This window comes from Rhodococcus sp. 06-470-2 (assembly GCF_002258235.1).
Classification (GTDB): Bacteria; Actinomycetota; Actinomycetes; order Mycobacteriales; family Mycobacteriaceae; genus Rhodococcoides.
Genome location: NZ_NOYB01000010.1, coordinates 1 through 13,338, shown reverse-complemented (window position 1 = coordinate 13,338; position 13,338 = coordinate 1). Strand labels below are relative to the sequence as shown.

Below are 13,338 nucleotides of genomic sequence, written 5' to 3'. Positions count from 1 at the left end.
TACTCAGACGTACACTAGGGCAATCCTTGGCACTGAGTGCCCCCTCCGGGCAGTGCTACCCCCCGACACACCGAGGAGCGTGGCCGACATGGCCGGAAATCCCGACTTCGATCTGTATCAATCGCCCGAAGAGCACGACGAACTGCGCGCGGCCATTCGGGCCCTCTCGGAGAAGGAGATCGCTCCGTACGCCAAAGAGGTCGACGAGGACTCCCGCTTCCCCGAGGAAGCACTCAAAGCGCTGAACGCCTCGGGCTTCAACGCCATCCACGTTCCCGAGGAATACGACGGCCAGGGTGCCGATTCCGTCGCCGCCTGCATCGTCATCGAAGAGGTCGCCCGCGTCTGCGGCTCGTCCTCACTGATCCCCGCGGTCAACAAGCTCGGCACGATGGGGCTGATCCTCAAGGGCTCCGAGGAACTCAAGAAGCAGGTTCTGCCGTCCCTGGCCGGCGGCGCGATGGCGTCGTACGCCCTGTCCGAGCGCGAAGCGGGATCCGACGCGGCCAGCATGCGCACCCGCGCCAAGGCCGACGGTGACGACTGGATCCTCAACGGCTCCAAGTGTTGGATCACCAACGGCGGCAAGTCCGAGTGGTACACCGTGATGGCCGTGACCGATCCCGACAAGGGTGCCAACGGCATCTCGTCGTTCATCGTGCACAAGGACGACGAAGGATTCGTCGTCGGACCCAAGGAGAAGAAGCTCGGCATCAAGGGCTCACCCACCGCCGAGCTGTACTTCGAGAACTGCAAGATTCCCGGCGATCGCATCATCGGCGAGCCAGGTACCGGCTTCAAGACCGCGCTGGAAACGCTCGACCACACTCGCCCCACCATCGGCGCGCAGGCCGTCGGCCTGGCACAGGGCGCCCTCGACGCAGCCATCGCATACACCAAGGACCGCAAGCAGTTCGGTACCTCGATCTCGAGCTTCCAGGCAGTGCAGTTCATGCTCGCCGACATGGCGATGAAGGTCGAAGCGGCTCGACTGATGGTCTACAGCTCCGCAGCCCGCGCCGAGCGCGGCGAGAAGAACCTCGGGTTCATCTCCGCGGCAGCGAAGTGCTTTGCCTCGGACGTGGCCATGGAGGTCACCACCGACGCCGTGCAGCTCTTCGGCGGCGCCGGTTACACCACCGACTTCCCGGTCGAGCGCATGATGCGCGACGCCAAGATCACCCAGATCTACGAGGGCACCAACCAGATTCAGCGTGTCGTCATGTCGCGGGCGCTGCTCAAATGAGCGACATCGACCTCGTAGGCGTCATCGGCGGCGGCACCATGGGAGCCGGAATCGCCGAGATGTGCGCTCGCTCCGGCAGTTCGGTACTGATTCTGGAGACGAGCCAGGCGACGGCCGACGCCGCCGAAGCCCGCCTCGACAAGTCCTTCGCCCGCGCCGTCAAATCCGGTCGCATCGAAGCCGACGCAGCCGAGAAGGCCCGGGCCGCAATCACGTTGACACTCGACATGAACGACTTCGCCGACCGCGACCTCGTGGTGGAGGCGGCACCGGAGATCGAATCGCTCAAGCTCGATCTGTTCGGCAAGCTCGATTCCATCGTCAAGCCCGAGGGAATCCTGGCGACCAACACCTCGTCGATCCCGGTCATCAAGATGGCCAACGCGACCAAGCGTCCCGACAAGGTCGTTGGAGTGCACTTCTTCAACCCGGTGCCGGTACTGCCGTTGGTGGAGATCGTCGTCAGCCTGCTCACCAGCGAAGAGACAGTGTCCGCGGTGACGGATTACGCCGGCAACACGCTGGGCAAGAAGACGATTCGCGCAGGCGATCGCGCCGGATTCATCGTCAACGCGTTGCTCATCCCGTACATGGTCTCGGCCATCCGCATGCTCGAGTCCGGCTTCGCCAGTGCCGAGGACATCGACGAGGGCATGGTCAACGGTTGTGCGCACCCCATGGGCCCGTTGCGCCTGACGGACACCGTCGGCCTCGACGTCACCCTCGCGGTCGCCGAGTCGCTCTACGCGGAATTCCGCGAGCCGCACTACGCTCCGCCGCCGCTGCTGCAGCGCATGGTGGACGCCGGAATGCTGGGTCGCAAAACCGGTAAGGGTTTCTACACGTATTCGTAGTAGGCCCCCGCGTCTGCGTGAATGGTCCATTCACCCCCGTCAGGGCCGGTGAATGGACCATTCACGTCTTCCGAAAGGCGCACACTGGAGTCGTTCCACGACACTGGGAGGCTCCATGAACATCGATCTCGACGGCCGGACCGCATTGATCTCCGGCTCCAGCCAAGGCATCGGTCTGGCCATTGCCACCGAATTGGCCCGCGCAGGTGCACGCGTCGTCCTCAACGGCCGCAGCGCGTCGGCGCTCGATTCGGCCGAGGAACAGTTGCTGAAGGACGTGCCCGGTGCGCGGGTGGTCGTCGTGCCCGCCGATCTGGCGACGGCCGACGGGGTGGAGACGCTGGTCGAAAAGGTCCCCGTCGTCGACATTCTGGTGAACAACCTCGGCATCTTCGGAGCCAAACCCGCCCTCGACATCGACGACGACGAATGGCGACGTTATTTCGAGGTCAATGTGCTCTCGGCCATTCGACTCATCCGCACGTATCTGCCTGCGATGACCGAGGCAGGCTGGGGCCGAATTCAGAACATCTGCAGCGATTCCGCGGTCGTCATTCCCGAGGAGATGATCCATTACGGAATGACCAAGACCGCCCTGCTCGCGGTGACCCGTGGATTCGCGAAAGCTGCTGCAGGAACCGGCGTTACGGTCAATTCTGTCATCGTCGGACCCACCCACACCGAGGGTGTCGAGAAGTTCGTCGGCGAACTCGTCGGTGACGAACTGCCCTGGGACGAGGCACAGGCGCAATTCATGAAGGAACACCGGCCCCAATCGCTCATCGGACGCCTGATCGAGCCGAAGGAAATCGGCAACATGATCGTGTATCTGAGCTCGGAACAGGCTTCCGCAACCACAGGCGGCGCACTGCGCGTCGACGGTGGCTACGTCGACTCGATCCTGCCCTGAGACCGGACACGCTCACCCTCCGAACCCTGTCCGGTCGGTCACAGTTTGTGGCCGACCGCATCGGGGCATGCGTCGAGCACACGGAATCGAGCAGAGGTTCCTCACGCAGTACGTTGCACTCGAAGGACGATTCCCCAGTGAGCGATCAGTACACCTTCACCAACCCCGTCACGCAGTACAGTCAGGACGGCTTCCCGGAACAGCACCAGGATCCGCCCGGTCTCGCGGCAGATCTTCGGCCCCTCGCCGACCACGGTGAGCAGACGTACCGTGGATCCGGCCGACTGACCGGCCGCAAGGCCCTGATCACCGGTGCCGATTCCGGAATCGGACGTGCAGCAGCGATTGCCGTCGCACGCGAGGGTGCCGACGTGGTGCTCAACTACCTGCCGTCGGAGGAAAAGGACGCGCAGGAAGTTGCGCAGTCGATCCGCGACGCCGGCCGAACCGCGGTCCTGGCACCGGCAGATATCACCGACGAACAGGCCGCGCGCGGAATCGTGCGCACCACCGTCGACGAGCTCGGTGGGCTCGACCTGCTCATCAACGTGGCCGGTAAGCAGCAGTTCGTCGAAGACCTGGCCGACCTGACGTCCGAGCAATTCGATCAGACGTTCAAAACCAACGTCTACGCACTGTTCTGGATCATCCAAGAAGCGGTGCCGCACATGCCCGCCGGCTCCACCATCGTCAACACCAGTTCGATCCAGGCGTACACACCCTCACCCGGTCTGGTGGATTACGCGACCACGAAGATGGCCATCAACACCATCAGCAAGGCGCTCGCGCAGCAGTTGGCACCCAAGGGAATTCGCGTCAATGTCGTCGCTCCGGGACCGTTCTGGACACCGCTGCAGGCCGCCGGCGGGCAGCCGACCTCGGCACTGCCGGACTTCGGCAAGGAAACACCGCTGGGACGCGCCGGGCAGCCCGCCGAGATCGCCGGTGCCTACGTCTACCTGTCATCGGCCGAATCGGGCTACGTCTCCGGCGAGACATTGAACGTCAACGGTGGCATGCCGACGCCGTAGTCGACATCCGTTCTGCGTGAATGGACCATTCACACCCGTCTGGGCTCGTGAATGGTCCATTCACGCATCTGGAGAGGTCAGTCCTTCGGCCCACCGGCGGCGTAGACGACCTGACCCGAGATGAAGCCGGCGCCCTCGCTGACGAAGAACGATGCCAGGTGCGCGATGTCGTCGGGGTGACCGACGCGATTGACCGGAATCTGTGACGCCGCAGCAGCTTTGAAGTCCTCGAAAGGCATGCCGACACGTTCTGCGGTGGCCGCCGTCATCTCCGTCTCGATGAACCCGGGGGCGATGGCGTTGGCGGTGACACCGAACTTGCCGAGTTCGATGGCGAGGGTCTTGGTGAAGCCCTGCATTCCGGCCTTGGCGGCGGAGTAGTTGGCCTGGCCGCGGTTGCCGAGGGCGGACGTGCTCGACAGGTTGACGATGCGACCCCATTTGGCGTCGATCATGTGCTTCTGGACCGCGCGGGTCATCAGGAACGATCCACGCAGGTGTACGCCGAGAACGGAATCCCAGTCCTGCACCGTCATCTTGAACAGCAGGTTGTCGCGGGTGATGCCTGCGTTGTTGATCAGTACGGTCGGCGCACCGAACTCGCTCGCGATGCGATCGACCGCAGTCTGGACCGATTCTTCGTCGGCGACGTTCGCACCGATGGCCACTGCCTGCCCACCGGCAGCCTGGATCGCGCCGACGGTGTCGCTGCACGCGGCCTCGTCGAGGTCCACCACGGCGACTCCGAAACCATCCTTGGCCAGCCGCTTCGCCACCGCAGCGCCGATTCCACGCGCACTACCGGTGACAATGGCCGTCTTGATCTGATCGCTCACGAATATCTCCTGACACAACGCCGAATCGAATTACCTGTCATCTGTTTCTACCAACCCCGCCGGCGCAGTCAGTACGCAGCCACCGCACCGTCGAGCGCCTTCTGCATTCCTTGCGCCACCACCCGCGTGATGTCGATCGGCTTCTCGGGCAGTTCGGTGATGGGTGAATCGATGTAGACGCTCGCCCGCTTCACTCTCGGCGCACCGGGGCCGTAGCTCAGACCGATGCAGATCAGCACCGGCTCGACCCCGAGCTTGCGCGCCCGCATCGCGATGTGTCCGATACCGCTGCCGACGTGCTGCACCGTCGTCGGATCCTCGAGGTTGCAGGTTCCCTCCGGGAACACTGCGAGGTCGTCGCCCCGCTTCATGCGCTCGGCGCTGACATCCATCATGCGGCTGCCCGCAGCGCTGACCGCGCGCATTCCGTGATTCTTGCCGCGGAAGACAGGGATTCCACCCATCATGTCGATTCGCTTGCGCTGCTTGGGTTCCTGGAACAGCTCGTCCTTGGCCAGTACCCGAGTGCGGCCGATGACCGGACGCAGCGGCGACGACCATGCCGCCGCTGCGAGCGTGTACGGATCGTTCTCGGTCAGATGATTGACCGCGATGAGCAGACGCGTGTTGTCGTAGACGAGACGACGCAGCTCCTCACGGGCACCGTCGGGATACGACACCCGCGGGCGGAAGCGTCGGGCAAGGGTGGCATAGGCCAACCTCGCGACCTGACGATTCTGCTGGTGACGCAGGTAGAAGTCGTACACGGTCACATCGTTTTCGAGAATTACCGCAGGCCGATCCATGACGCGAGCTTAGCCTCACACCCGCTTCGAACCCATAGCCCGGATCCCGACGGCAAGTCCGACCACCGCAGTGGCCGCGGCCGCGACGACACCTGCCGGCACCGTCGAACTCGCGAAGTCGCCGGCGAACAGAGCACGTTCGGCGTCCACGAGATATCCGAGAGGGTTGATGTCGACCAGGAACTGCATCCACCCCGGTGCGGCCGTCAGCGGCAGCATCGTGCCCGACAGTATGAGCAGCGGGAACATCAGTGTCTGCTGGATGGACCAGAACACCCAATCCTGTCCGCGCACAGCCAAAGCCAATGCATAGGACAGTGCGCCGAGTCCGACGCCGAACACACCGAGCAGCACGATTCCGACGGCGGCACCGATCGGATTCACGGACAGGCCGAGCGGCAATGCCACCAGAACGATCAGCACGGCCTGAGCGGCCAGCGGCACCATTTCCTTGAACGCGCGCCCGACCAGCAGCGCCGATCGCGGCAACGGTGTCACCAACATTCGTTCGTGAGACCCCTGCTGCAATTCGGCCAACAGATTCGAGCCCGTCATGGACGTTCCGAAGATGGTGATCATCGCAAGCACACCGGGAACGAACCAGTCCCACACACTTCCGGCCCCGAGACCGGGAACATCGGTGAGCAGCGGGCCGAACAATGCCAGGAGAATCAGCGGTTGGACGAGACTGAAGATGACGGTGAACGGATCGCGAACCATCGGCCGCAGTTCGCGGCCCATCACCAACGTGCTTCCGGAGAGTACGTTCATCGGAGTTCTCCTGCCGTGCCAGCGCTTTCGAGTGAAGGCGTGGCCGCCGCAGCGCTCTCGCGAAGGCTGCGCCCGGTGAGACCGAGGAACACGTCGTCGAGGGTCGGACGCGTCATGTCGGCGGTCAGTACTTCGATACCGTGGGATTGGCTCAGACGCACTATCTGCGGCAGAACCACCTCGGCGCGCTCGACTCGGATGTTCAACCGCGAACCCGCAACCGTCACGTCTCTGACTCCGGCCACACCGCCGATCAACGCAACCAGCGCCGACGCGTCGGACACGGTGAGGACCACGAGGTCGCCTGCCAGTTCGGACTTGAGCGCCGTGGCGGTGTCATCGGCGATGACGGTGCCACGGTCGACGACGATCACCCGCTCGGCCATGGAATCGGCCTCGTCGAGATAGTGCGTGGTGAGCACGATGGTGGTACCCATCTCGCGTCTGAGCCGGAGAATGTGGTCCCACAGGTTCGCTCGGCTCTGCGGATCCATTCCGGTGGTCGGCTCGTCGAGGAACAACAGGGGCGGTCGATGCACCAGCCCCAGTGCGATGTCGAGCCGGCGACGCTGCCCGCCGGAGAGGGTCGAGACCGTACGGGCAGCGAGCTCGCCGAGCTCGAGCGCCTCGATCAATTCGTCTGCGCGACTGCGTGATCGGGGACGTGTCATGCCATAACACAGGCCCTGCACGACGAGCTCGTCGCGGACGCGTTGATTGTGGCCCGCGCCGTTGCCCTGCCCCACGTAGCCGAGGCTGCGCCGGACGCGATCTCGATCCTTCGTCACGTCGAATCCGGCGATTCGCGCCGAGCCCGAAGTCGGTGACAACAGGGTGGTCAGCATGCGCAGCGTGGTCGACTTGCCGGCCCCGTTGGGTCCGAGCAGCGCCACCAGTTCTCCCTCACCGATCGCCAGATCGATGCCGCGCACCGCCTCCACGGTCTTCTTGCCTTGCCGGAAAGTCTTGGTCAATCCCGATGTTTCGATCATGTGTGACGCCCCTCGTCGTAGCGGTGAATCCCTACGACGGAGACGCTAGAAACGATCGCGGTCAGGTTCGGTCCGTGTTGCCGGGCCGACGAGAAATCAACCGAAGACGGGAAACTTTCGCTTGCTGGCGAGGGCGTCCATCCCGGACTGGATGCTCGCACGTACCTCGTCGTACTTGGCGTCGACGTACGCCTCGTCCTCGCATCGAGCCGGGTCGTGGTCCAGTTCCACCGGCGGCATGAAACGCGTACGAATCTTCGCGGGCAACGGAATCTGCGGCAGCGCGGCGGGCGCGATGATCCACGGAAGAGAGATCGCGATCGGGAACACCTTCAACCGTGCGATCTTGTCCAGCTTGAGAACCTTCGCCAGCTTGTCACCGCGGATGAGCACCGGCATCGCGTCGGCCCCACCCACGGTCGCCACCGGCACTATGGGTACACCCGTCCGGATGGCGAGCTTGATGAAGCCGGTTCGGCCGCCCAGCGTCGCCTCGTCTCGCTTGCTCCAGGGCCGCAACGAATCGACCTCACCGCCCGGCCACACGATGACGTCCCGGCCCTCGGCCAACGCCGTCGACATCGAGTCCGGTGCCGCGGGCAGCACGCCCATGGATCGAAAGACTTTGCCGATCAACGGGAACGCCATCAGTGCATCGTGCGCAGTGCCGTGCAGAATCCGCTTCTCGCCGAAGTGTCGCCACCATTGCGCGCCGACCGTCCACGCGTCCCACACGAACGGCGCACCCGAGTGCACCCCCACGACCAGCACCGGCGACTCGGGGATGGTCTCCCAACCGTCGATCTCCATTCGGAAGTACCGATCCATCACCCCGTTCCACAGCCGCTGCTGACGGTCCATCGCGACGGTGTTCTGGTCGTCGAGGTCCCAGCCGCCTGCACGCTCGGCAACAACGGCTCCGAGACCACCGGACGAGTTCGCCCGTCGCTCCTTCATCTTCATCCGCGCGGCGGCGGCGTACCGCTGCGCTTGCTCGCGCAGCTGTTCCTTCGTCGGTTCCCCGGTCGAGTCTCCAGCGCCGTCCCCACCCGTTACGTGATCCCCATCACTCATACTCGCACCGTACTCCACAGCACCCGAGTCGACCGACGACCGGAGCTCGTAACCCCACGCGGCTTGCAGACTGTCCGATATGGTCGAAATTCGAGCCGAACGAACGAGGTAACCCCCATGGATCCGATCGAACCGGCATACGGAACGACTGTCTTGCTGCTGATCGCAGCCGCAGCTGTAGCAATCTTGCTGTTCCTCATCATGAAGGTGAAGCTGCACGCCTTCGTCTCACTCGTCCTGGTCAGCGCGGTCACCGCTGTCGCGGCGGGAATTCCGCTGGCGGACGTGCCGTCGGCCCTGCTCTCGGGCTTCAGTTCCACACTCGGATCTGTTGCCCTACTCGTCGCCTTGGGTGTGATGGTCGGCAGACTGCTCGAAATCACCGGTGGCGCACAGGTATTGGCGGATACCCTGATCAACCGATTCGGGGCCAAGCGCGCCCCGCTCGCCCTGGGTGTCGCCGCACTCATCTTCGGCTTCCCCATCTTCTTCGACGCCGGCCTGGTCGTCTTCCTGCCGATCATCTTCACCGTCGCCAGACGCTTCGGTGGATCGGTGCTGCTGTACGCCCTCCCGACGGCAGGCGCTTTCGCCGCGATGCACGCCATCGTTCCCCCACACCCCGGTCCCGTCGCAGCCACCGAACTTCTCGGCGGCGACATCGGATCGGTACTGCTGGTCGGCGTCCCCGTCGCCGTCGTCTCCTGGTTCGTCGGCTCCTACCTCGTCGGCACGCAGCTCGGTAAGCGGTTCCACACCCTGCCCGCCGACCTCTTCTCCGACGGCGCAGCCGACACCGACGAACACGACAAGGAAATGGCCGGCCTCCGAGACCCCGCGCCGAAGTTCGGTGCGGTGCTGTTCATCCTGCTGACGCCGCTCGTGCTGATCTCGCTCAACACGGTCGTGAACACGTTGACCACCTCGGGTGTGCTGACCGGAGACGAGACCTGGGCGGCAGCGCTGACACTCATCGGCCAGACCCCGATAGCACTGCTCATCACCTTGCTGCTGGCCCTGTTCATCCTCGCGCCGGGACGGTTCCCCGTAGCCGACGGTGCCAAGTACATGGACCAGGCTCTCGGACCCATCTGCTCGATCATCCTGATCACCGGTGCCGGCGGCATGTTCGGTGGAGTACTGCGCGCCAGTGGCATCGGGCAATCCCTCACCGCCTCGTTGTCCGACATCGGGTTGCCGATTCTGCTGCAGGCCTTCCTGATCGCCACCGCACTACGCGTCGCGCAGGGTTCGGCGACCGTGGCACTGACCACCACCGCCGGGCTGATCTCGGTGCAGGTGGCCGAGCTGGATCTGAGCAACTTCAAGATCGCACTGTTGGTGTTCGCACTGGCCGCCGGAGCAACCGTCCTCTCTCACGTCAACGATTCCGGCTTCTGGCTCGTCAGCCGCTTCTTCGGCATGGACGAGAAGACGACCCTCAAGACCTGGACCGTCATGGAAACCACGCTCGGATTGGCGATCTTCGCACTCGCGTCGCTGCTGTGGGTGGTGTTCTAGCGGGGCGAGACGTGACCCGATGATCGACACTCGGCCCAGTCATCGGTGGCGCGCTCCATCACTGTCGATCGCGCTTGGGTTGCCAACGAGCTGCGCGCTCGCCGATCGATGCGAGCCGAGTGGTCTCGTGTACTCGAGCGGCGCGGGTCTCCGGCCGCTTGGCTGTGGCGATCCACTCCAGAATTCCGCGACGCGCGGACGGAGGGAATCGGTTCTAATTGTTCTCCGCATCAACGTATTCGGAGAATGCAGCCGCAAGGTCGTCGGGAACGATCAGATCCTCGACCTCGTCGAGTACGGTCCACGATCCGTTGGCCACGGCAGCCTCGACGGCGCGCTCCCCCGCCGGGAGCATCAAACCTGCTTCACGGAGGGCTTCGACGCGAATCTTGTTCGGACGGGACCACGCGCTCGCGGGTTTCCGGGGCGAGAAATACAACATGGTTCGCTCGTCGTCGAGCTTGCGGGGTCGACTGTCGACCCACCCCACCGCAAGGGCTTCCGACACGGCGTCGTCGTAGCTGATCGCCGGCTTTCCGGTGGCCTTCTTCCACGACACCAGCCACGCAGATTGCACCGTCGCGTGATGTTCGGTCAGCCATGTCCGCCACTGCGCACGTGTCTCGGCATGCACCCTCGGTGCGTCGTCCATGACGGCCATGCGTACCCCTTCCCTCACTGCCTCGAAGGTCCGTCATCGGCTCGAAGACTTTGCACTCGATTATGCTGCGATCGTGGGCGACATTCCCTTCGGTGTTGTGTCGACGGCGCGAGGCATCGGTGAGTGACCGCATCCGGTTCGACGGAGTGCTCGAGCCGATGACGTGGGGTAAGAACACGTACACGATCATTCGTGTACCGACTGGTTTGGTCGAGGCGGCGGAACGGTGGCCGACTCGCCGGATCGACGGTTCGATCGAGGGCTCGAGTCTCAATCTCGGTCTCAACAAGGCAGATTCGAATGTGATGCCCGGGTCCTTCGTCTACATCGGTGCAGGTCTTCAACGCCGGTTGGGCATTCGCCCCGGTGATCTGGTCTCGTGCGAGTTCGAGCCGGCCGACCCCGATCTGGTGCCGGTTCCGAAGGACGTCGCGGAAGCGATGGAGGCGGCGCACTGCACATCCGTGTGGGAGCGGAAGCGGCCGAGCGAGCGACGTCAGTTGTTGATGCCGATCGACAACGCGGCGCGCGAGCAGACCCGAGCGGCCCGAGTCGCCCGACTTGTGAAGCTGCTGACCGACAGTTCGTAGACGGGTCCCAGCGTGGATTCGGGTCCACCGCAGTCGATACAGCAGGCGGATGGTCGAGCACGTGCAACCGCCGTTTCGTGCCGATTGCGGACTCTGACCGTCGTACACAGGTGCGGAGGACGCGCAAGCAAATGCCCGTGCTGTTCAGTTCACTCGTCGGCCTCGAGCACGCATCCCCCTGGCGGAAGCTCCAGGACGATGACGTCGTGTCCCTCTCCAGTGACGATTGCTGTGAAGACCGTTTCCGCTCCATCCATCCACACCCACCAATTCATGTTCGCACCCCGCAGGCGCGGCACCTGACGATAGACCGCTCGGGCGTCCTCGACCACGGCACGCGGGTGCAGCCTCCGAGCGGTATCGATGACGGTGCGGCGCACGTGGTCCAGATCGATCAGATCGTCGTCGTCCGATAGCTGAGATGGCCGAAAATCGATGAGCGGGAAAGGTACTCGAACGACGGGAAGAGTAGTGGCGTAGGCCATCGACCCCTCCGAGAACGCGGGGTCGCCCCATTCGAGCACGCCGTCCACGAACGAGGGCGTCACGTCGTCGTAGATCGCAGATCCCGTCTCGACGCTGCGGTGCAACGCTGCAATGAATTCGGCCAACGAGTCGAACCATGGCGCACCCTGGTCAGCGGAATCGTATGAGAAGCTGCGAATACAACCTCGCCGGGCACCCGGGCGTGTGTCGATGTAAAGTGTTCCGCCCGAACCGTCTTCGGCGAACGGAACATACGCCGGGACGAACATCTCCGCCGTCTCACCTGCCTCCTGGGCAAGGACTTCGGCCGGCCAGTCCTCACCCAGATCGTCGATCGGATGCGGATTTTCGAGACTGAACCTGTGCCGATCCACCGCTCGGTCGAGCGAGTACAGAGTGAAGTCCGGCAATACGGATCCGGCCGGCACATACTCCTCGCCGTAGGTGTCGTGCTGCCCGTCGTGCAACCCGTAGAACTCGCGCAACTCCTCCGTCCACGGCGTCGTCGCGCGTTCAGCGGCCTCGCGCTCACTCACAGACCTTGGCGGCCGAATCGACGCAGCGGTGACGGGTGCGCGTTCACGAAGCGTCGCCATGTATGCCGTCCATACCTCGGTGAGGTTCACGACTCGAACCTAGACGAAGCTCATTGGACCGGCATAAGTATTCGCCACGCGCCCAATGCCAGTGATCCGACCGTGACGAGCATGAACAGCCCGACCCAGACGATGCCGGGTAAGAAGGTCAATCGAGCCAGCTGATCGGCGTCGGAGTCCCGCGCCCGTCCTGCGCTGCGCGACTTCTGCAGTTCGAGCACGGGACGCGGACCGGCGATCAGCAGGAAGAACGTGATGAAGTACGCCGCGGCGACCTGTTGCTCTCCGGTGCCCCACCAGGACACGACGAACAGCGCGGCCCCGACGGTGACCAGGGACAGCAATCCGTAGATGTTGCGAATCATCAACAGCATCAACGCGATCGAGACGATACCGATCCACAGCACCGCGGACGCATGCTGAGTCCCGAGCACGAACGCGGCACCGAGACCGAGTAGCGACGGCCCCACGTAGCCCGCGAAGGTCATGGCGATGACGCCGAGGCCGGTCGGCTTGCCCTTCGAGATCGCGACGCCCGAGGTGTCCGAATGCAAGCGCAGGCCCATCAGCTGACGACCGGTGATCAGTGCGACGAACAGATGCGCGCCCTCGTGCGCGATGGTCACCACGTTGCGCGCGATCCGCCACGTCTGCGGCAACACGACGATGACGAGTGCAATCACAGCAGCAACTTGGACGATCCATACCGGTGGATCAGGACTCACCGCGGAGATGCGGTCCCAGAATTCGTTCACACCACACCCTATGTGAATGGAACTTCGTAGCAGACTACGAAGTTCCGCTCACATCGGACGGTCAGGACGCGCGCGACTCGGCCTTCGCTCGTTCGCGGGCGAAGGAGCGATCGCGCATCTCCTCGAACTTGGTGGCCTGACGCTCGAGGTCTTCGAGGAACGCGGCGAGTTCCTCGCGCTTGTTCTCGCCGCGGCCGGTGAAGTCGTTG

14 protein-coding genes and 1 pseudogene are annotated in these 13,338 nt (G+C 64.0%); 6 read left to right on the top strand and 9 right to left on the bottom strand.

Annotated features, from left to right (window positions below):
* Nucleotides 1-88 precede the first annotated feature (88 nt).
* The 4 genes from CH276_RS03425 (at nt 89) to CH276_RS03410 (ending at nt 4,041) form a co-directional block, all read left to right on the top strand.
* On the top strand, nt 89-1,246 hold the full coding sequence (locus CH276_RS03425; RefSeq protein WP_032396722.1) for an acyl-CoA dehydrogenase: 1,158 nt from the start codon (nt 89-91) through the stop codon (nt 1,244-1,246).
* Between the two features lie 5 nt (nt 1,247-1,251).
* Complete coding sequence (locus tag CH276_RS03420) at nt 1,252-2,100, top strand: 3-hydroxybutyryl-CoA dehydrogenase (protein ID WP_303396052.1); 849 nt, start codon at nt 1,252-1,254, stop codon at nt 2,098-2,100.
* 115 nt (nt 2,101-2,215) lie between these two features.
* On the top strand, nt 2,216-3,010 hold the full coding sequence (locus CH276_RS03415; RefSeq protein WP_094630603.1) for an SDR family NAD(P)-dependent oxidoreductase: 795 nt from the start codon (nt 2,216-2,218) through the stop codon (nt 3,008-3,010).
* A gap of 137 nt (nt 3,011-3,147) precedes the next feature.
* Nucleotides 3,148-4,041, top strand: a complete 894-nt coding sequence (locus CH276_RS03410; RefSeq protein ID WP_032397268.1) for a glucose 1-dehydrogenase — start codon at nt 3,148-3,150, stop codon at nt 4,039-4,041.
* A 77-nt stretch (nt 4,042-4,118) separates the two neighbouring features.
* Here CH276_RS03410 and CH276_RS03405 read toward each other — a convergent pair whose 3' ends face one another.
* The 5 genes from CH276_RS03405 to CH276_RS03385 form a co-directional block, all read right to left on the bottom strand.
* Nucleotides 4,119-4,877: an SDR family oxidoreductase gene (locus CH276_RS03405; RefSeq protein ID WP_032396725.1), complete on the bottom strand. Its 759-nt coding sequence runs from the start codon at nt 4,875-4,877 to the stop codon at nt 4,119-4,121.
* A gap of 68 nt (nt 4,878-4,945) precedes the next feature.
* Nucleotides 4,946-5,683, bottom strand: coding sequence for a lysophospholipid acyltransferase family protein (locus tag CH276_RS03400; protein WP_032396726.1), 738 nt, complete (start codon nt 5,681-5,683; stop codon nt 4,946-4,948).
* A gap of 15 nt (nt 5,684-5,698) precedes the next feature.
* A complete protein-coding gene (locus CH276_RS03395; RefSeq protein ID WP_094630604.1) occupies nt 5,699-6,454 on the bottom strand; it encodes an ABC transporter permease in 756 nt (251 codons plus the stop codon).
* Nucleotides 6,451-7,446, bottom strand: a complete 996-nt coding sequence (locus CH276_RS03390; RefSeq protein WP_094630605.1) for an ATP-binding cassette domain-containing protein — start codon at nt 7,444-7,446, stop codon at nt 6,451-6,453. The genes CH276_RS03395 and CH276_RS03390 overlap by 4 nt, the downstream gene beginning before the upstream one ends.
* A gap of 96 nt (nt 7,447-7,542) precedes the next feature.
* On the bottom strand, nt 7,543-8,409 hold the full coding sequence (locus CH276_RS03385; protein WP_230596977.1) for a lysophospholipid acyltransferase family protein: 867 nt from the start codon (nt 8,407-8,409) through the stop codon (nt 7,543-7,545).
* Between the two features lie 228 nt (nt 8,410-8,637).
* On the opposite strand from CH276_RS03385, the gene CH276_RS03380 reads away from it, so the two are divergent.
* Nucleotides 8,638-10,041 carry a GntP family permease gene (locus CH276_RS03380; protein ID WP_032396729.1) on the top strand — a complete coding sequence of 468 codons (1,404 nt, stop codon included), beginning with the start codon at nt 8,638-8,640 and terminating at the stop codon, nt 10,039-10,041.
* A gap of 58 nt (nt 10,042-10,099) precedes the next feature.
* On the opposite strand, the pseudogene CH276_RS29250 reads toward CH276_RS03380, so the two are convergent.
* Nucleotides 10,100-10,240, bottom strand: a pseudogene (locus CH276_RS29250) (YdeI/OmpD-associated family protein); the annotation flags it as partial.
* A gap of 15 nt (nt 10,241-10,255) precedes the next feature.
* On the bottom strand, nt 10,256-10,702 hold the full coding sequence (locus CH276_RS03375) for a YdeI/OmpD-associated family protein (RefSeq protein WP_217901391.1): 447 nt from the start codon (nt 10,700-10,702) through the stop codon (nt 10,256-10,258).
* 119 nt (nt 10,703-10,821) lie between these two features.
* Here CH276_RS03375 and CH276_RS03370 point away from each other — a divergent pair, with 119 nt between their 5' ends.
* Nucleotides 10,822-11,292: a YdeI/OmpD-associated family protein gene (locus CH276_RS03370; protein ID WP_176459088.1), complete on the top strand. Its 471-nt coding sequence runs from the start codon at nt 10,822-10,824 to the stop codon at nt 11,290-11,292.
* Nucleotides 11,293-11,441: 149 nt separating this feature from the next.
* On the opposite strand, the gene CH276_RS03365 is transcribed toward CH276_RS03370, so the two are convergent.
* Together CH276_RS03365 and CH276_RS03360 are read right to left on the bottom strand one after the other, a co-directional pair.
* Entirely contained in the window at nt 11,442-12,404 is a 963-nt protein-coding gene (locus tag CH276_RS03365; RefSeq protein WP_094630607.1) for an SMI1/KNR4 family protein, read from the bottom strand.
* A 20-nt stretch (nt 12,405-12,424) separates the two neighbouring features.
* Complete coding sequence (locus CH276_RS03360) at nt 12,425-13,129, bottom strand: M50 family metallopeptidase (RefSeq protein WP_094630608.1); 705 nt, start codon at nt 13,127-13,129, stop codon at nt 12,425-12,427.
* Nucleotides 13,130-13,338 lie beyond the last annotated feature (209 nt).